The 18,650-nt window shown below is 55.4% G+C and carries 11 protein-coding genes; 8 read left to right on the forward strand and 3 right to left on the reverse strand.

The window, feature by feature from the left end; genetic code table 11:
• Nucleotides 1–103: 103 nt before the first annotated feature.
• The gene (locus AC5S26_RS05415; RefSeq protein WP_494183828.1) at nt 104–757 is read left to right on the forward strand and encodes a 3-keto-alpha-glucoside-1,2-lyase-like domain-containing protein; all 654 of its coding nucleotides are present in this window, start codon (nt 104–106) and stop codon (nt 755–757) included.
• 7 nt (nt 758–764) lie between these two features.
• Here AC5S26_RS05415 and AC5S26_RS05420 read toward each other — a convergent pair whose 3' ends face one another.
• From AC5S26_RS05420 to AC5S26_RS05430, 3 genes are read right to left on the reverse strand one after another with little or no spacing between them, the layout of a single operon-like run.
• Nucleotides 765–1,754 (reverse strand): sugar ABC transporter substrate-binding protein, encoded by a 990-nt coding sequence (locus tag AC5S26_RS05420; protein ID WP_494183829.1) that lies wholly within the window; start codon nt 1,752–1,754, stop codon nt 765–767.
• An 8-nt stretch (nt 1,755–1,762) separates the two neighbouring features.
• Nucleotides 1,763–3,244, reverse strand: a complete 1,482-nt coding sequence (locus tag AC5S26_RS05425) for a tetratricopeptide repeat protein (RefSeq protein ID WP_494183830.1) — start codon at nt 3,242–3,244, stop codon at nt 1,763–1,765.
• A 21-nt stretch (nt 3,245–3,265) separates the two neighbouring features.
• A complete protein-coding gene (locus AC5S26_RS05430) occupies nt 3,266–6,583 on the reverse strand; it encodes a TonB-dependent receptor (protein ID WP_494183831.1) in 3,318 nt (1,105 codons plus the stop codon).
• Between the two features lie 365 nt (nt 6,584–6,948).
• Here AC5S26_RS05430 and AC5S26_RS05435 point away from each other — a divergent pair, with 365 nt between their 5' ends.
• The 7 genes from AC5S26_RS05435 (at nt 6,949) to AC5S26_RS05465 (ending at nt 18,636) form a co-directional block, all read left to right on the forward strand.
• Nucleotides 6,949–9,501 (forward strand): hypothetical protein, encoded by a 2,553-nt coding sequence (locus AC5S26_RS05435; RefSeq protein WP_494183832.1) that lies wholly within the window; start codon nt 6,949–6,951, stop codon nt 9,499–9,501.
• 133 nt (nt 9,502–9,634) lie between these two features.
• Nucleotides 9,635–10,861, forward strand: coding sequence for a phosphoserine phosphatase SerB (serB, locus tag AC5S26_RS05440; protein WP_494183833.1), 1,227 nt, complete (start codon nt 9,635–9,637; stop codon nt 10,859–10,861).
• A gap of 400 nt (nt 10,862–11,261) precedes the next feature.
• Nucleotides 11,262–12,791 carry a sodium:solute symporter family transporter gene (locus tag AC5S26_RS05445; RefSeq protein ID WP_494183834.1) on the forward strand — a complete coding sequence of 510 codons (1,530 nt, stop codon included), beginning with the start codon at nt 11,262–11,264 and terminating at the stop codon, nt 12,789–12,791.
• 221 nt (nt 12,792–13,012) lie between these two features.
• Nucleotides 13,013–15,199, forward strand: a complete 2,187-nt coding sequence (locus AC5S26_RS05450; protein ID WP_494183835.1) for an endo-alpha-N-acetylgalactosaminidase family protein — start codon at nt 13,013–13,015, stop codon at nt 15,197–15,199.
• Between the two features lie 315 nt (nt 15,200–15,514).
• Entirely contained in the window at nt 15,515–16,267 is a 753-nt protein-coding gene (locus tag AC5S26_RS05455) for a gluconate 2-dehydrogenase subunit 3 family protein (RefSeq protein ID WP_494183836.1), read from the forward strand.
• A gap of 34 nt (nt 16,268–16,301) precedes the next feature.
• The gene (locus tag AC5S26_RS05460) at nt 16,302–17,873 is read left to right on the forward strand and encodes a GMC oxidoreductase (RefSeq protein WP_494183837.1); all 1,572 of its coding nucleotides are present in this window, start codon (nt 16,302–16,304) and stop codon (nt 17,871–17,873) included.
• A 76-nt stretch (nt 17,874–17,949) separates the two neighbouring features.
• The gene (locus AC5S26_RS05465; RefSeq protein ID WP_494183838.1) at nt 17,950–18,636 is read left to right on the forward strand and encodes a cytochrome c3 family protein; all 687 of its coding nucleotides are present in this window, start codon (nt 17,950–17,952) and stop codon (nt 18,634–18,636) included.
• The last annotated feature ends 14 nt before the right edge of the window (nt 18,637–18,650 follow it).

Consider the following 18,650-nt stretch of genomic DNA (forward strand, 5'->3'; position numbering starts at 1 on the left):
GACGCGCTGCTGGCAAAGGGTATAACTCTCCGATGCGTGGATGCAAGACGAGTTCTCCCCATGCGTGCCCTTCCTCTGGCAAAATGGGCATGATGAAACGGTTATGCGTTCTTTGAAACACCCCGCGCGGTTCTTTACAGGTCTTGCGTTGCTGGCGATCCTTACCACGGGGATCCTCCGCTGGGTTCACCGCTCCAACGTCTTTCCGGAGCTTGCAGCGTCAAGCCTGGACCAGTGGCACGCTTACGGCGGAGATTGGCACATGGCGGATGGCGTGATGACGGACCGCTCCTCCGGCCGCGGGGACAAGATTGTTGCGGGACCGAAGGACTATGGCAACTATGTGGTTTCCGCGGAGATGCGATTCGATTCCATGCCTGGCGATCCGCAGTTTGGCGACGCCGGTCTTCTGCTTCGAGTGCAAGACCCTGCGATAGGCGTGGATGCGCACCGTGGATACTACGTGGGATTGCGGCCAGACGATCACACGCTGCTGATCGGTGCGCACTCCTTTTCTTTTCGCGAAGTCGCAACCACGCCTTTTCCGCATGAAATCCATACGGGGCGATGGTACCGCCTGACCTTTGCATCCGACGGGTGTACCTTCCACGCCAGTGTCGTAGATTTGGAAACCGACGATAAAGCTGAGGTTTCTTACGTAGAGCAGTCCTGTACGCCGCTGCAGGGGCAAGTCGGATTGCGAAGCTATTATGCAAAGGCATCCTGGCGGCGACTGAAGGTTAAGCTGACGAAGTAGGGCCTCTCTATGGCTCTACGATGCGGTGTACGGCGGGGGTATCGATATTCTTTTTTGTTATAAGAATCGCTTCGGTCTGGATGAGCTTTTCGACCGGGCGACCTTCAAGGGCATCGTGCATGGCCTCGACGGCCAGGCGACCGATGGTGCCCGCGTCGCAGGCAATGGCGGCGCTTAGCAGACCGGAACGCACGCCCTCGACCGATTCGGCGCCGTTGTCAACCGTCACACTGGTGAGATGGCGTGAAGGCGGGATGGAGCGGAGGGCATTGAGGACACCATGCGCCGAGAAATCGTCTGACGAAAATACGGCATTGATCTCCGGCTTTTCCGATAATGCATCGAGTGTTGTGCGACGCGCCCGGGCCCAGTCTGAGAGGCTGTAGCGCGAGGCTACGATGCGAGCGCCCGGATCGAAACGGGCAAGGGCTCGACGAAGAGACTCCTCTCTTTGAGCGGTGGTCTGGAGCGTAGGACTGGCCCCCACCACCAGGATGCGGGCACGAGAGCCGATGGTTTGCGTGAACTGTTGCGCGGCCATGAAGCCAATGGCCTCGTCGCTGCAGCCAATGGACGTAACGTACTCGGAGGGCTGGACCGCGATTGGCGAGTCCACGATGACAACGGGAATTCCCGCGGCATAGGCGCGACGAACACCTTCTGCGAGCACCAGCTGATGAGAGGGCGCGAGAATGATGCCATTGACATGCCGTTGCACAGCATTGCTGAGGAGCTTCGCCTGCACCTCATACTCAGCGGCGCTCTGCGGATCGGACCAGTTCAGCACAAGTCCGAAGTGCTGGGCGCGCTCACTCACGTTTTGCGAAAACAAGCGCCAAAAGCTGGTTCCTCCCGTGCTCTCGATAATGGCAACCACGGGCGAACGATTGCGATGGGTGCATGAGAGCAGGGACGTGCATAGAATCATGGCAAGAAGAAAAGACGCAAAGGGGCGGGCTCGCTTCTTCGGCTTCGGGTTGCGATCGAATAAAGTCATGGCTATGGCTACTTTGCCTCTTCGAGGCGGAAGCGATCGATGTTCTGTTGACGCTCAGCATTGGCCTTCCGGAGTGCGTTGAATTTCTGGCTAAGCTCCTGCACGGCGTCCCGGTCGCCAGCACGGCGTGTGGCCATCAGTTGCTGGTAAAGGGCTTCCTGGTTATCCGGATCCTCGGTCAGAGCGATCCTGGCCTGCGCGATAGCAAGTTTCGGTTGCTCCGTACGAAGATAAAGCTTGGAGAGCAAAACATGGGCCGGCAGATAATGCGGGTCCAGATCCGTAGCGCGTCTGGCGGCGAGAATGGCACGATTCATGGCTTCATGATCGCCGGCAGACGAGTCTGAAAGCTGCTCGGCCAGAAGATATTGCACGACGGGATCCTCCGGATTGAGCTTTGCCTGTTCCTCGAAGAGACTCCGCGATGCACTGCTGTCGTGTTGTTGCGTTTTCACGATTCCGATGGCATCGACGCTTAGCGAAAGTTTCGGGTCAAGGCGATGCGCCTGCTCGAAGTCAGCGATCGCTGCCTGCATGTGATCGGTAAGCTGTATCTCCAGAACGCCTCGCGCGAGGTAAAGCGGGGCTGACTGCGGCATACGCGTGAGCCCCGCTTTCACTATGTCGATGCCGACCTGAAAGGACTGGTGCGCGAAGGCGATATTGGCGAAGTCCAGGTAGTTCTGGACACGATCCGGATTGAGAAGGATGGCCTTGCGGAGAAGGTCGACGGAGCGCGGGGTGTCGCCCAAGGTCTCTGCAAGGTGCGATCCCAGGCTTAGGGCAGGCTCATAGGTGCCGGAGCTCAAAAGAGGCTCGAGGGTTGCCAGAGCCTGCCGGCTATCTCCCCCGCGCCACTCAAGGAATGCAATGTCGTACAAGTAGATATCGTTTGGGTACGATGCCTGCAATTCGCGATATTGCGTGAGTGCTGAACTATAGTCGCCGGTCGTTGCCAGGCATGCACCATGACCCTCCATCCATTCCACATGAGTGCCAAATGCAGAACGGCTTGCTTCGAAGTGCGGCAATGCGGATGCGCAGTCGCCGCTGTTTCGTAGTGCGGAGGCAATCATCGCCTGTGCGGGAAGATTGGCTGGCTGCAGATTCACGATGCGTTGAAGGACTGGAATGGCGTCCTTATCTTTTCGCGCATAACGGATTTGTCCGGCACCTTCCAATGCAGCAAGATCGTTGGGGCACATGGAAAGGGCGCTGTCGAAAGCATGCAAAGCGTCGTCCTGGCGGCTAAGGCCAGTCAACGCTACTCCTTGAAGGGAACGAAGCCTGCAATCATGCGGATATGTTTTTGTCTGGCGCTCAATAAGGATGAGCGCCTGCTGATTGTTGCCCGAGCGCAGTTGACCGACGATCTCGGCAACCTGCGTAATTCTTTGCTGCGCCGACAGTGACGCGGAGAAGAACAGGGAGACGGAGAGGAGACGAAGGATCCCTGAATGCCGACGCGGGGCTCTCGTGGATCGAAACATCTCTACCATGCCTCCGGCGCTCTAAAAATTGAGTCGGCCACCGACAAGCATATTGCGCTGCGGATTGGTTGAGGTGCTTTGTCCAAATGTACCGTTCTGCAGATTGGTATCGACGACACCATAATTGACCCGATTCATAATATTGAAGACATCAAGGCGAAGTTCGAAGTTGACCCTCTCCGTGATGGCTGTGCCTTTCTTGACTGTGAAATCAATATTGGCATATCCGGGGTTGCGGAACTGGTTCGGCATCTGGTTGCCTTCGATGCCGATAGAGGGCAGGGTAAAGTTGCCGCAAGGCAGTTGACCGCTGGGGCAGGCTGCGAGTATTCCCTTACCACTATGGTAGTCGGCACGGTTATGGCTCTGACGGTAGGAAGAGACGTTGGGATAGTCATTGTTGTTACCGTCCGCGTTGAAATCGCCGCTTCCAGGAGCGAAGGCAAGATTCGATGCCGTTGCGGGGGAGCCGGGATTGATAAGCCGGGCTGAAAAAGCTGCTCCAGTGTATACGGTGAAGGGGGCTCCACTTTGCAGCACTGAGAGGCCGGAGAGAGTCCATCCACCGAGGATGCGTTTGCCGAAACCGTTGCTCATGTTGCCGCCGGGTAGATCGTAAGAAGCCCCTATTGAGAAGCGGTTGCGAATGTCATAGGGAGAGTTGGCGTAAAAGCGTGCGGTGTCGTAAGCAACAGGATAGTTCTGCCAGTTGTCCATCGAATGCGCATGGGTGTAGGAGGCTGTGAGGAATCCGCGTTGGGCGAATCGTCCACGTGCGGCCAGGACGAGTCCGCTGTAGTTTCCTTTCGCGGAGTTAGAGGCGTACTTGATGGCTCCGAAGCTGGAATTGAGACGGGTCTGCGTGCCGGTGCAATTGTTCGTAGTAGCGTCCACCGTACAGTCAAGATGCTGGATCAGGTCGCCTGCAAAAGCGTTTACGTCGTTTCCGTAGGCGGTAGCTGTGGTGTCTCCGCCAGCTGAGATAAGGTTTCCGGAGTGAGATCCTATGTAACCAATACTGGCGACAAAACCAGGAGTAATCTGCCTGTCGACGGCAAGTGAGAAATTTACCGTAAAGGGACTCTTGAGATTGCCGTCGACGCCGCCGACACCGATCTGTGAGCCCGGGATGCCGCCTTCGGCGTCGAGAGGCTGGCCCTGGAATGCCGGATAAGCATAGCCAAAGGGATAACTATTCTGGGTTGCGTATCCAAAGATGGGAGGCGCTGTAGATCCATTGTTGAAGAAGGTAGGACGGACAAAGCTGGGAGGATTGGCGCTGAGGCCATTTTCGGAGTTACCCAGCGTGAAGTAGTCGTGGTAAAGCCCTACGCCGCCGTGAACGAGCCATTTTCCAGCATCATCGGGAGACCATGCGATACCTGCTCGGGGACTGAAGACCCAGTTCATGGAGTTGTTGAAGACATGACCCTGCTGCGTCATGACACCGTTCGTGACCTGCTCCTGTAAGGTGGCTCCAGTACCGAGATGAAAGTTCGAGAGGCCGGTCCCTGCAAGAGACGGATAGGCATTGCCGAAGTTGTCATAGCGAATGCCGTAGTTGATGGTGACATGCTTGGAGGCTCTCCAGGTGTCCTCGGCGAAAGCTCCGCCAGTTGTCTGCGCATAGCCATAGTTGTTGGCCTTGGGCTTACCGCTAACAGGGTCATAGGAGAGATTGCCTTCGGAGTAAGGCTTATCGTTGATGAGGTCAATGAGGCTATTGAATTGAAAGCTAGGCTGCGCATAGACGGCGGCGAAGAGTGCGATATCGTCACCGTGCCAGCCTTCATAGCCGAACTTGAGGGAATGCGAGCCGTGAATGTGGGACAGCACATCGCGCCAGTGATAGCTGTGCTGGATGTAGTCCCCGAAGGCAAAGCCGGAGCCAAAGTTAACGCCGAGCCCGGTGACATTCACTACGGGGACGGTGAAATCTCCACTCGAGGGAGCGAATCCCTCGATGCGGTTATAGCCCATGAAGGCTTCATTGAGAGTGTTGGGAGTAAAGATGTGCGTCTCGTTCCCCTGAACCGAGAAGGTGTAGTAGTTGTTTTTGGTGGCAAAGGCCGGGCGAATCGCGGGGCCGCCTGTTTCGATGGTGTCGCGATAAAAGAGGCCGTAGATCCGGTCTTTGTCAAAATACTTATCGGCGCGCACGTTGTATTGATTTGAATTGTTGTAGCTGCTGGAGTTGAAGAAGCCCTGATCGAAGACGGGAAGATCGCAGGGAACGTTCAAGGTTGACTGTGTGCCACACCCTGTATTCGCGGCCAGGTTTTGAGGGCCGAATGCCTGCTGTGCCGTTTGCAGAACGTTTTTGAAGGTTGCGTTGCTGGGCGTGTACTTCGTCAGGAGTTGAGTTTCGGGGCTGTTCGGCCGGACCGATTGTGCGAAGGCCACGAATTTGGGGTCCTCGTAGGTGCTAAGCGTAGCCCCGGTCGTGGAGAGAGCCCGATAGGGTTCGAAGCCAGCGAAGAAAAAGAACCGATGCCCGGGGATCACGGGGCCGCCCACGCCGAAGGACATGTTGTTCGTATGGAAGGGAGCAACACGGGTTCCCTTCGGGACGCCGTATTCACCGCGGGCATAGAGCCCTTGATAGGTGTAGTACTCGCTGGCGAATCCATGGTAGGCGTCGGTGCCGGAGCGAGTGGTGATTACGGTTTGGATAGAGCTCGCGCGCCCATAGTCAACGGTGTAGGTGTTCGTTTGCACGTTGACTTCCTGCACGGTGTCGGCGTTCGGAGTGAGATTGATCACACCGGGGCGGATGCTGCTGGTAACGTCGAGGCCATCCACGACGTAGAGATTGCCGTTTGCGCCTCTTCCATTGGCGCTGGCGTCCACGGAGTTCTCAGGATTGAAGTTTGTGGCTGTACCGGAACCCAGACCGGTCACGCCGGGAGCGAGCGTGATGAGAGCGAGCGGGTTGCGTGCGGCAAGGGGCAGAGAACCGAGAGCGTGGGTGTCCAAGGTGAGCTGATTGCGGCTATCGGAGGTATCCAGCAGCGGCTGCGTGGTCGTCACCTGCACTTGTGTCGCGACCTGACCGACACTCAGCGTGAAGGGCACATTCCTTGTCTCGTTCGTGTTGAGGACCAGACTGGTTTCAGAGGCCCCGAAGCCCGTTGCTGTTACCGACAGCTTGTAGTTTCCTGGAGCGAGGCTGGCGAACCGGTAAACGCCAGACGCATCAGCATGCGTGAGGTGGTCGACCTTGGTATCTACGCTGGTGAGAGTAACCACCGCGGATGGCACGGCGGCACCGGAGGAATCTTCAACCGTTCCCTGCAAGGCTCCGCTGAATTGAGCATGAGCGACTGCAGTCAATGCCATAATGCAAATCAATTCGCAGAAAATTCTCCGGACGAAACTCATACTGCCCTCCAAAAATTCATGGGTGCATTTCAGTGCCACAGGGGCGCTTTACCGTGCCCGGTAACTCCGGGCATCGCTCTATCGATGAAGCTGGTGTCTGTTTATCGCCATCAGAAGATGCGAGGCGTTTTTAGTGCTCTACCCAGACGGTCCACCATTCTGCGGAATCGCAGACAGGTTGCGCTCAGTTCAGCTTGTCTATTGACTGTTCGAATTGTGCATGCTATGCGAGGCCGCAGGGTATAGTTCGTATGGTCTATGTTCTTTCCCGGCTGCAGGCGCGAATAATGGCCGAGCATCGTTTTCACAATTTCTGCAGGGGGATGAAGCGGTTGGATCGTCGTGACTTTGTCAAGCTGATGTCTGTCATGGGAGCCGCCACGGTATGCGGTGGGTCACCACTTGACGCGGAGGTTGCTGGATCCTCTCAACCGTACAAGCCGGGCAGGATTGAAAATGAATACTGGATGTTTCTTCCCGGCGAAGCCGGGCTGCTCCAGAGTCCACCGCAAGTCAACTCCTTCAATCCCGAAGGTCTGCTGGGGGAATCCAGCGGTAAACAACAGCAGGTTGCCGTTGGCGGTCATATTAACGGATGGACGCTGTTAGCGACTCTCGAAATTAACGGGGTGCAGACAGCGGTCTTCGAGAGGCATGTAACCCATCGTGGCGCCATCGCGTACGTAACTGCGCGGGGCGGCACGATCGCCTTAATCCCCAAGGGCATCGGCGATCTCGATCATATCCGGCCTCGACCGACCAATACGCCGGATGTGAAGCTCACCAGGCCATTGAGCATGAGTCCGGGGCCGGACAAAGCGGGCGAATATATTTTGCGGTCCGCGGAGGATCCCTGTTATGAGAATGTAGCCGCGCTAGGCAAGGAATATATCGGCTGGACGCTTGTATCCAGCGATGGTGCCGGGGCCATGCGCTCTATCTACCTTGAGGCGGACGGAACGAGCAGGCAGCCCAAGGCGAACCCGCAACAAAGCTGGGCACCGGATCTTGAAGGCCCGCTCTTCAACCCCGTCAACTTCTTTCCTTTCTCGACGCCAGAGTGCTACGAGTACGTACCGGGATACAGCAAGAGGACGCTTCTCGGAGGATATCTTCCGGTAGCGGATATTGGAGTGTGGAATCCGAATTACAACCTTGGCTATGAGGTCATGATGTTGTTGCCTCCGGCCGAGGAGAGTGCGCCAATTGCCCGGATACGATTGCTTTTGCAGGAGAGCTCGAATCATCATGGGCAAGGGACCCTTGTTAAGGGAGCCGACGGGCGGACATATGCGGAGCATTACTGGAATACGTCCGCAGATAACTTCTACCGGAATCTCGCAGGGGTTTGGAACCACTGGAAGAATCTCTATGAAGAGGTTATGCCGGTTGAGATCCCTGATCCGTGGCTGCTGGATGCGGCGCGTGCTGGCATTACGCTGTCTCGTTGCAGCTATCGAGGACTTGAGCCCACTTATCAGGTTGGAGAAGGCGCTTATACGAAGATTCCCGAACGGAGCCATGCGCTTTTTCCCGTTGCTCATTACGAATTCATATGGGCACAGCAGTTGTGGGGGCTTGCAGAGAACTCTCGACCGTACGCACAACATTATCTCGACCACTACGTGCTTCCTGACGGCAACTTCACTTACAACACGCAGGAGCAGGTAGAAGCTCCCGTCAACGTAGGCATTTTTCTCGCAAACGCGGCGCGCGACTACTGGTACACGCGGGATGTCGCAGGGTTCGAACGCCAGCGGCCGGTACTTGAACGCATGCTGGGCTATGTGCTCAGGCGCTATGAATACGGGAAGACGCGCTTTGAAAAGAACGATCGCCGCTATGGGCTCATCTGGGGATCGCCGGAGGCCGACCTTGGGGATCCTGGAAACGACTACCCCGATTCGCACCCTCTCTATTACCAGAATGCGGCGTGCGTGTGGCGAGGAGTCGAACAGTATGCGAGGGTTCTGAAGGCTGTCGGCTCTTCAAAGAAAGATATTTCCGCTACGAATGCTGGGGATGCTTACGCTGCGCTCGCTCAAGAGATGCGCGGGAATATTCAAAGCTCCATCGAGGCGACGATCGCAGTTTCAATTCCGGAGATGCGCAAGGCGGGCATTACTCCTTTTGAGCCGAATGATATCCGTCGTAAACCCACCGATCTATCGAGCTATGAAAATCACCGATTCATGATGGATTGGTTTCTGGCCGACTGGGGAGTTCCAGCCTACGACGAAGGTCACCTTACGCATAGGGAGATTGCAGGACAGCAGATCTGCGGGTTGAATACGGATGGCGACGTTCCGCGAACGAGCAATTTTATGGAGCATGGCACGCTCGCCGCACGGATTCGCATGGAGGACTACAGGCCATTTCTTCTCACGTTGTATGCGCTGGTCTGCTACGCCGCAGATTCAGGCAATCGCTATGCTCCGGAAGATGCGTACATTCCCGGCAGTTATCCCGGCGAACACAGTCCCTATGGATGGTCGGCGGTCATCAACAGCACACTGCAGCCCACGTTGGGCCTTCGCTGGTTGTTGTGCTACGAAGAGAATGATCGCGAGGTTTGCCATCTTCAGAAGGCGGCGCCGAGCCACTGGTTCAGCAAAGGCCAACGTATCGCGGTGCAGAGATGCCCCACCCGGTTTGGGGCGATTACATGGTCTACGATTGCCACCACCGATAGAAACTGGACAGTATTGCTGGAACGCCAGGACAGCTTCAGCGGCGATATTCACCTTCATATTCATCCACCGAATAAAGGCAAGCTTACGTCTGCTTCGATAGGGAGCGTTGCCGAAACTGTGGTGACCATTCCTGCATCGGTATGGGGTGATAAGAAGAGTCTCGAAATCGCTGTGCAATCCTGAAATTACCGAGCGATAGAACGAGGTTCGCTTTGACGCACTTTTTGGGGGCTTTCGCTGATAAATTCTGACTGGAATCGCCGCGTGAAGTATGCACGCCTATCCCTGATAGGCTAGGTGTGAAACTTCCTTAGCGATGAACGAAACAGTCCTGATCCATTTCTCCGGCCAAAATCAGCCGGGACTTATTGCGGCGCTAACGGCCATTCTGGCCGACTATGGCGCTTGTGTGCTCGATATCGGCCAGGCAGTCATCCACGAAACACTTGTCCTCGGCTTACTTATAGAGACTCCATCCGATCAGTTTCCTCGCCTTCAGAAGGCTCTAGCCGCTAAGTCCATGGAGTTGCGTCTGCAGGTCAATTTCACGCCTATTGCCAAGGCGGATCTGGAGCATTGGATTTATTCGCAAGGGAAAGACCGATTCATCATCACCATTCTCGGTCGCGCGATCTCCGCGAACCATCTTTTTCAGGTGAGCACCGTCATCGCGGAGCATGGCCTGAATGTGGACCGCATCGAGCGGCTCTCTGGGCGGTTATCACTCGCAGTGCATACTTCTACCTCGAATGCCTGTGTGGAGCTGAGGGCAAGTGGGAGTGCTATTTCCGAATCGTCCATGCGTGCCAGCTTTCTTGCGATTGCCCATGATCTCCAGATCGAGATCGCCTTTCAACGCGAGAGTATCTTCCGGCGTAATCGGCGCCTTTTTGCCTTCGACATGGATTCCACACTGATTCAGGGCGAAGTCATAGATGAGCTGGCGAGGATGGCGGGAGTCGGCGATCGAGTGGCTGCCATCACCGAATCTGCCATGCGCGGCGAGATCGAGTTCCAGGAGAGCTTCAGACGCCGGGTGGCGCTGTTGCGCGGACTTTCAGAGCAAAGAGTGCATGAACTGCTGGGTACGATCCCTTTAGTGGAGGGAGCGGAACAACTGATTGGCACGCTCAAGATGCTGGGCTATAAAACGGCAATTCTGTCGGGAGGCTTCACTTTCTTCGCTCGGCATTTGCAGCAGCGTCTGGGAATCGATTACGTCTTCGCCAACGAGCTGGATATCGTAGACGGTGAAGTCAGCGGAAACGTTCGGACAGAGATTGTGGATGGTGCCCGAAAGGCGGAATTACTACGGCAGATTGCCCGGAAGGAGAACATCTCGCTGGAGCAGGTGGTTGCGGTAGGCGATGGCGCGAACGATCTGCCCATGCTTGGAATTGCCGGTATGGGCATAGCTTTTCGGGCAAAGCCGATCGTACGGCAGACAGCCGGTCACGCCGTCTCTTTTCTTGGATTGGACAGCCTGCTCTATCTGATCGGGGTGAGGGAGCGGGATTTGAATCCTTCGTTTGATAAAGGTTAGAGCCAGCCAGCAAGCGCAAAGAACATTCAGAGTGGATCCGCGGGCGTTCTAGCGTCAGGTCAGAAAGTATTCCTCCGCAGTGCGCCTCTTCGTGGTTCGACCTGCGTCGCGTCTTCGCCTGAGCAAAATGATGGCCAACAGGCGCTCGGCGAAGTTTTCATTGACGACCTATCTCCATCGCCTATAAAAATATCGGAGAATAGAATCCACGTGATCGACGAGCGTTATTTAGCGACGAGGTGCTGATTCATGCATTTATTGGTCGACACTTCTCGAGCGAAAGACGTTTGTCCTGATTCACGCATGCTCACGATCATCCGCACCTTGGACCGTGTGTTGTCCAATCCTGATTGACTGTATGAACGCTACATTCGTCGTCGTATGCCTGTACGTTCTGGGAATGATCGTTGTTGGCTATCTCTTCCGAAGACGATCGGGAACGGTATCGCAGTTTCTCCATGCGGGGCGGACGCTGCCAACGATTATTACCTCAATTGCATTCCTTGCAGCGAACTGCGGCGCTCTTGAGATTATGGGACTTGCTGCAGCCAGTGCTAAATATGGCGCTCTCGCGCTGCATTTCTATTGGATCGGCGCAATTCCAGCGATTGTCTTTCTCGCAGTCTTCATGATGCCGATCTATGCGCAGAGCAATGCCCTTACGTTGCCCGAATTTTTACGCTTGCGTTACAGCGATACGATGCAGATATTCGTGGCGATATCTCTGATTGTCATGATGGGCTTTGTATCTGGAATAAGTCTCTATGCCATCGCGTCGCTATTGCGGGTATTTCTGGGTTGGAATTACTTTGCAACCATTGCATTCACTCTCGCCATAACCAGCGGTTACGTTTCGCTTGGTGGGTTGAAGAGCACGATCTACAGCGAAATCATTCAGCTCGGCATAACCGTTACTGGTCTCATTCCTTTGTCCTATCTCATCTTGCGACAGTTCCATGGGATTCAGGGCCTTATGTCCAGTTTGCCAGAGCGGATGCGCCATACCTGGACCCTATTACCGTTCGCGCAGCCGACAACTGGTCCGATGGATACCATCGGGGTCGTCGTTGGGTTGGGGTTTGTTCTGAGCTTCGGCTATTGGGGAACCGACTTTATGCTCATTCAACGAGCGCTGGCCGCCAGAGACAGCCGGGGATCTATTAATACTCCGCTTTTTGCCGGATTCGCTAAGTTGTTTTTTCCATTGCTGGTTATTGTCCCCGGTTTCGCGGCGTTCTCGGCACTCACCGGGCCGAAGCGTTTCGATGAGACGCTTCCGGCGATGATGTTGCATTATTACCATCCTGCGATGTTGGGTGTAGGTGTTGCAGCGATTCTCGCTAGTCTCATGTCTGCGCTGGCTGGCAACATTATGGCCATTGCCACCATCTGGACTCACGACGTTTATCGCCCACGCTATACCACCAAGAGTGAATCTCACTATCTGCTCGTTGGAAGACTGGCGGTTGCAGGGGCAACTTGTCTTAGTGTCGTATCTGCGTACGTTGCCCTTCGTTACAACACAATCATGGACTATTTGCAGTTGATATTGTCTCTTTTCAATGCTCCGTTGCTTGCGACCATGCTTCTCGGGATGTTTACGAGCTGGGCAACGCCTACCGCAGCGGTCTGGGGGCTCGCTAGTGGGATGATCGCGGCAATTGCAATGAATTTTGCCGCTCATTTCGGCGTACTTCAATATGGCAGTCAAATGGGCGCAAATTTTTATGGAGCGATCTGTGCTTTTCTAACTTGTCTTGGCGTTTCCACGCTGGTGAGTCTATTCACGCGACCGAGGCCGATTGCTGAACTTGGTGGGATTACCTATGTGACCAGGAACGACCGCTCAACGCGACCACCAACGAGTTCCTGGATTTTGGCGCTACTGCTTCTATTAGCGTGCGTGATGCTGAATGTCATCTTTCGCTGACATCAATAGTCGACGTTTTCGGTGAAAGTTCCTGGCTGAACAGCGACAAGGCGAACTCGTACCGCATTCCGTCGAATCGGGGTCGCCTTAGCTAAAATTCCGCAATCTTTTATTGACAAACGAAGCATTCCATAAATAGAAATTACAGGGATGCGGCAAAAGAGGGCTCCTGAGAAGGAGTCGTGCAGCAGATTTGGCAGATAGTTCACAGGTGGAGACATATGCAGGAAGAGCTACTTGGATTGAATCGCCGGACCTTTATCAAACTTGCCGCGGCGACGGGGTTGAACATTGGTTTGCAGGAGCAGATCTATGCAGGTGAACCTCAGCCGGTCCAACATGCCGTCGAGATACGCAGCTCTGACTTGCATATCACTTTCAATGGCAAATCCGCATCGCCGACTCAATACACTTTGGTCGATAAGCGTCTCAATCTTTCCGGTGATGATACCGGCAGGGCTGTCGAGGCGTTGGTCTGCAGAAAGAGTCCATGGAAGAACGATGTCGTGCAGACATCTGTGGTCTCAATACGTCATAACAACGATTCAGTTTCCTTTAATATGGCAGCAAGGGTTGGTGGCGAAGGCGCCGCGATTTTCCAATTGCACTACGTCGTTTCTGGAACGCGCCTGACGCTCTCTCTGGAGAATGTTAAAGAAGCGAGTGGATTTGAACTCTTAGAAGTTCGCCTGCCGTCCTTAGTTACAGTCCGAACCGACCGCAAGAATGCGTGGTTGGCGCATGGAGACACCGGAGGTGCTCTGATTGAGCTGTCAACTGCAAAGCCGGGCAGGCTAAGTGCAAATCAATTCTGGGGCGACACTCTCAGCACTCTACCTGTGTTGATGGTGGGAGATGCCAGCTCGTTTTGCGTCCTGGTGAATCAAGGATTTATGGATGGCGGGGCGATGTCCGTCTCTTCAGACGGCCGAGGAGCGATGGGTACCGTGCAGAGGCACCGCGTAGATGGGTCTCAGTGCGCGGATCTGAACCTGGGAAAAGATCAACCCTTGAATTGCGGTAACGCCGGAACTCCCAATCTTCTTGTGGGGCAAAAACCAACATGCCAACTGGATTTCTTGCCGGTAAGTGGTGATTGGCGACAGGCATGGCTTGAGGGGGCGCATCATGTGCGCAAGCAGCTTCCGCCAAAGAGAACCACAATGTACGACGATGTCTTTACCTACGGTATCCGCCTGGATGAGCCTACGTGGCCGCAACCGGCGACGACCTTTGCGCAGTGTGAAGAGATCATCCGTGAAGTTGCGGCTCTCACGGCGAACACCCCACAGATCGTTCACATGTGGGGGTGGCAGTTCAAAGGAAAAGATACCGGATATCCGGCCGTGACCGAAGTTGATGAGCGACTCGGCGGATACGAAGGCATGATGCGTTTGATGGAGAATGCGAAGAAGTACAACGCCACGGTGACCCTTTCGGATAACTACGATGACGGATATCGGAGCAGCCCAGCCTGGAAGGAGGAGATCGTTGCTCGGCGGCCCGACGGCGAGTTGTACAACAGCAGGTCCTGGACCGGAGAGAGGTCATACATTCTTGGATTGGCGAAATATGTGCGACATGGAGCGCTCGACCGGGTTGCGTACACGTGCAAGCAGTACAAGCTCCCCGGAACGACTCACATCGATGTATTGACCTACTATGCGATTCGCAATGACTGGGATCGTAAGAATCCCGCTAGCGGCTATATCAATCTGGTTGATGGAAAGTACAGAGTCCTCGATGCGTTTCACGAGCATGGCATCGATGTGAGCTCGGAGGCGCCCCGCTATCCCTTCATGGGGAAGGTCAGTTTTTTCTGGCAAGGCTGCGGGATTCGTCCATGTCCCATGGGAGGGCGGGCGATACCGATGTTTCCGGCGGTCTATCGACAGGTGGCCGTGTGGGGAGATGGGATGCGGCGCGGAGAAGTGCATCCGGGAGCGCAGCAGGTATTTTACGGTGGCGGCCCGCGCTTCATGACCCGTTTTGACGAGGATCGGCTGAATGTGGCGGAGACCTTCTATCTCCAAGCTCTGCCGTGGATGCTTCTCCATCGGAGAAATATTCTCTCCTTCAAGGAGGATGGGACAGAATCCCATATCGAAATTGAAGGTGGTGAGATCCGTGTATCCATTGAAACGGGTGAATATTCCGTAGTCATAGGGGAAAGAGAAGTTGCGACCCCAACATGGGTGGCCTGCCCGCTGGGGGATGACCGGCTGATTTTCTATTCTGTTGCCGCTCGAACGTTCCGTATCCCAATGCCAGCGGGATGGAACGCACAAAGTCTGAAGGTGCATTCGCCAACGAAGACAGGCATGCAACCGGCTGAAATCTCACATGCTAACGGTGAACTGATTGTGGCAGTCGCCCCGCGCCGTCCGGTTATCGTCTCTCGACAATAGGGTTACGCGAAGTACTCGATTGAAAATAAGACAACTTCGATCGGAGTTTTGGAGAAATCACGAGCGATGCGCGTACGGATGTTGCAATCGTCAATCCTCGCTGCAACTCATAGCGATAACCGTAAGTTGCTGTATCCCATCCTTTTCCGTAACGAAGGATTCTTGAAGCTTTTCTCCTGAATTGCCGAATCGGACGGTATGATGCAGAGGTATTCGTCTTCGTGGTAAGAACAAACGTGGCGCGAAAGTCCTAAAGGTTCAGACCCCTCGTAGACAGTTTGACTGTAGTTATCGATAACCCGTAGGATTTTGCCCATGAAACGACGTGATTTTGTAAGGGGCCTCGCCGTCGCTACGGCCGCGGCAAGCACAGCACTGGGACAACAGGCTGCACCGCAGGCTCAGAACCCACCCCCGGCTGCAAATGCGACAGATCAAGGCACTATGGCGGTGCAACCTTCTGCCGCGTCCAGTTCGCGGGCGAGGTCTCGCGTGGAAGCGATGGCGCGGTTCCACACGCCGAACATTCCAGTTTCGTTACCCGATACCGTTGCCGTAACGGATGCCAGCTACTTCACGCCCGTGCGCTATGCCACTCTGCTGCGCCTGTGCGAGATCTTCATGCCCGCCGGTGACGATTATCCCAGCGCCACCAAGGCCGGCGCATCGCAGTTCCTGGACTTCTACATCGGCGCCTCTCCTGATGAACAGCAGACCATGTACAACAATGGCCTCGATCGGGTGAATGCCGACTGCATGAAACAGTTCAATATCCCGTTTGCAAAGGCCGATGCGAAGCAGGTAGACGCCGTGATCCGTCCGCATCTGAAGGGCTGGATGAACGACCATCCTCCACGGGAAGCCCATGTTCGCTTCATCAACCTGGTGCATCGTGATATTCGCACCGCAACCATCAACTCGCCTGCCTGGGCCACCGCGGCTGAGGCTGTGGGCGAGCGCACTCCGGGAGTGGGTCTCTACTGGCATCCCATTGATCCCGGAATCCAGACATGGGTGAACCACGGTGTAGCCCAAGCTACACACACACCAAAACAGAAGCATTCCTAAGATATTTCGCCCAAGAAAAGAAGACGGATAGAGCATGGCAGAGAAGAAAGTGGACGTCCTGATCATCGGGTCGGGACATACCGGCGGCCTGGCCGCAAAGATTCTTACGGAAAAGGGCATTTCCTGCACGATGCTGGATGCAGGTCCGATGCTGGATTTCGATAAATACCGCGAGCTGAAGCCGGTGCACGAACTGCCTTATCGTGGGTTCGATGCGCCGGGTCGTCTCCCACACGTCTTTCAGTCAAGCGAGTTCAATGCGAACCAGTGGGTGGATGAGAAGGTTGTTCCTTACTACCATCCGCCGGAACAGCCTTACAACTGGGTTCGGGTGCGCAGCGTGGGCGGACGTTCTCCCTTCTGGGGACGCCAATCCTTCCGTCATAGCGACTACGAGTTCAAGAGCAAGGACCACGACGGCTTCGGAGAAAACTGGCCCATCTCTGCGAAAGACCTGGCGGAGTACTACCCGCGTGTGGAAGAGCTCTTCCGCGTTACGGGCCACAAGGATGGCTTGCCACAGTACCCGGACGGCAACTTTATCGAAGATAATTCTCCGTGGTCCGGGGCCATGCAGCGATTTGTCGACGCAGGCAAGAAGCTCGGCGTGCCGGTCACCAAGCCACGCTCCGCTCTGGGTAAAGACGGTCTGGCTGCGTCTCTTAACCTGATGCTTCCCGATGCGGTCGCGACTGGGAAGCTCACCACCATTCCGAATGCTATTGTCCGACAGATCACGGCGGACAAGAACACCGGCCTGGCGGATGGCGTCGTTTTCGTCGACCGGCACTCGCATCGTGAGATGGTCATGAAGGCGCGGGTAGTGATTGTTGCTGCCGGTACGCTCGAGACGACTCGCCTTTTGATGAGCTCAGAAATTTGCAACTCGAGCGGTGCGCTCGGTCATTACCTGACCGATCAGATCTACGGAGCGGGAATCATCTGTTCGGTTCCAGAGGCGCGTGATGGCAAGGCACCTCGCGGCCTGATGGGAGGCGGCGCCTTGATCCCGCGCTTCCGCAACCTGGAGACGAAGACCAATGGCTTCCTCCGCGGCTATGCCGTCAATGTCTCCTGCAGCAACGGTCCATTCGATGCTCGCGCACTGCCGTTCTATGGCAAAGAGCTGGAACAGAAGCTGGAGAGCTACAACGGCAGCGGTTTTTCCACCAACATCATGGGGGAGACGCTCGGGCACTATGAGAACCACGTCACGCTAAACAAGCAGGTCGTGGACGCCTGGGGCATGCCTACGCTGAACATCAATACGAAATACACCACGAACGAAACCAACATGTCCAAGGACTATATCGACACCATGGCAGCAATGGCCGAAGCCGCCGGTTTCGACATCCTGGTGAAGAACTACGAGTTCAACCCGCCGGGTTACTCCATCCACGAGCAGGGCACCGCCCGCATGAGCGATGATTCGAAGAAGGGCGTCGTGAACAAGTGGAACCAGAGCCATGATATGAAGAACCTGTTCATTACGGACGCCAGCGTCTTTGTTAGCGCCGGATGGCAGAATCCGACGATAACAATGTGCGCACTCGCCATGCGCGCATCTGAATATCTTGCAGAGGAGATGCGTAAGGGCAACATCTAATGTTCCCGACGTGGTCTGAAAGTTGTCAACGTGCCGTTTTCTCGGGAAACGGCACTTCAGGGAGAGAGGGTTTCGCGTGCAGAAGTTTTTCCTGATGCTTGCCGTATTGTTCGGCTTTACCGTAGCCGTCCCCGCGCAAAATGCAGGTGCGACGGCCTCCCCCACTCCAACTACTGCCGCAGCCCCGGTGCAGCCCATCGCCTTCGATCACAAGCTGCATGTTCAGACTGCGAAGATGTCGTGCAACGATTGTCATGAGCCGCGTGGCAACGGTACTACGCTGGCCATGCCTCAGCCGCCTAAGTGCATGCGCTGCCATGCTTCCATCGCGACGGACAAGCCGGATATTCAACGCCTCGCCGAAGCCGCTAAAAATGAAGACCCCATTGTATGGGCCCGCGTTTACCGCGTGCCTTCATTTGTGACCTTCAGTCATAAGACTCATACTTCCGCCGGCAGCACGTGCGAGGAGTGTCATGGCCCAGTGGCCGAACGCACCGCCATTACCCTGGAAAAGGACACAAGTATGGGCACGTGCATTGCGTGTCATCAGGCCAAGGGAGCGCCGTCGACCTGCGACACCTGCCACGGCATCATGTCGAAGAATGGTCACTCGCCCTTTGACGTGGATGACGTTGTATTGGCCCGCCTCAACATTCGGCCAGCCGACATGCCCACAACAATGCATATACAGCACAGTAGCTCTCAGGCCAAGGCGGAAATCGCAGCTATCGGCACCTTCCTGCACGCTCCGATGCTATAGCGTTAGCAGGATGA

The sequence above is a fragment of the Edaphobacter sp. FHG110511_03 genome, assembly GCF_059115365.1.

Excerpts from the sequence above, each read along its gene's own strand:
- AC5S26_RS05430 (WP_494183831.1), bottom strand. The coding sequence starts at position 6,583 with ATGGCATTGACTGCAGTCGCTCATGCTCAATTCAGCGGAGCCTTGCAG.
- AC5S26_RS05445 (WP_494183834.1), top strand. The coding sequence starts at position 11,262 with ATGATCGTTGTTGGCTATCTCTTCCGAAGACGATCGGGAACGGTATCG.
- AC5S26_RS05435 (WP_494183832.1), top strand. The coding sequence starts at position 6,949 with ATGAAGCGGTTGGATCGTCGTGACTTTGTCAAGCTGATGTCTGTCATG.
- AC5S26_RS05460 (WP_494183837.1), top strand. The coding sequence starts at position 16,302 with ATGGCAGAGAAGAAAGTGGACGTCCTGATCATCGGGTCGGGACATACC.
- AC5S26_RS05415 (WP_494183828.1), top strand. The coding sequence starts at position 104 with ATGCGTTCTTTGAAACACCCCGCGCGGTTCTTTACAGGTCTTGCGTTG.
- serB (WP_494183833.1), top strand. The coding sequence starts at position 9,635 with ATGAACGAAACAGTCCTGATCCATTTCTCCGGCCAAAATCAGCCGGGA.
- AC5S26_RS05450 (WP_494183835.1), top strand. The coding sequence starts at position 13,013 with ATGCAGGAAGAGCTACTTGGATTGAATCGCCGGACCTTTATCAAACTT.
- AC5S26_RS05425 (WP_494183830.1), bottom strand. The coding sequence starts at position 3,244 with ATGTTTCGATCCACGAGAGCCCCGCGTCGGCATTCAGGGATCCTTCGT.
- AC5S26_RS05420 (WP_494183829.1), bottom strand. The coding sequence starts at position 1,754 with ATGACTTTATTCGATCGCAACCCGAAGCCGAAGAAGCGAGCCCGCCCC.
- AC5S26_RS05455 (WP_494183836.1), top strand. The coding sequence starts at position 15,515 with ATGAAACGACGTGATTTTGTAAGGGGCCTCGCCGTCGCTACGGCCGCG.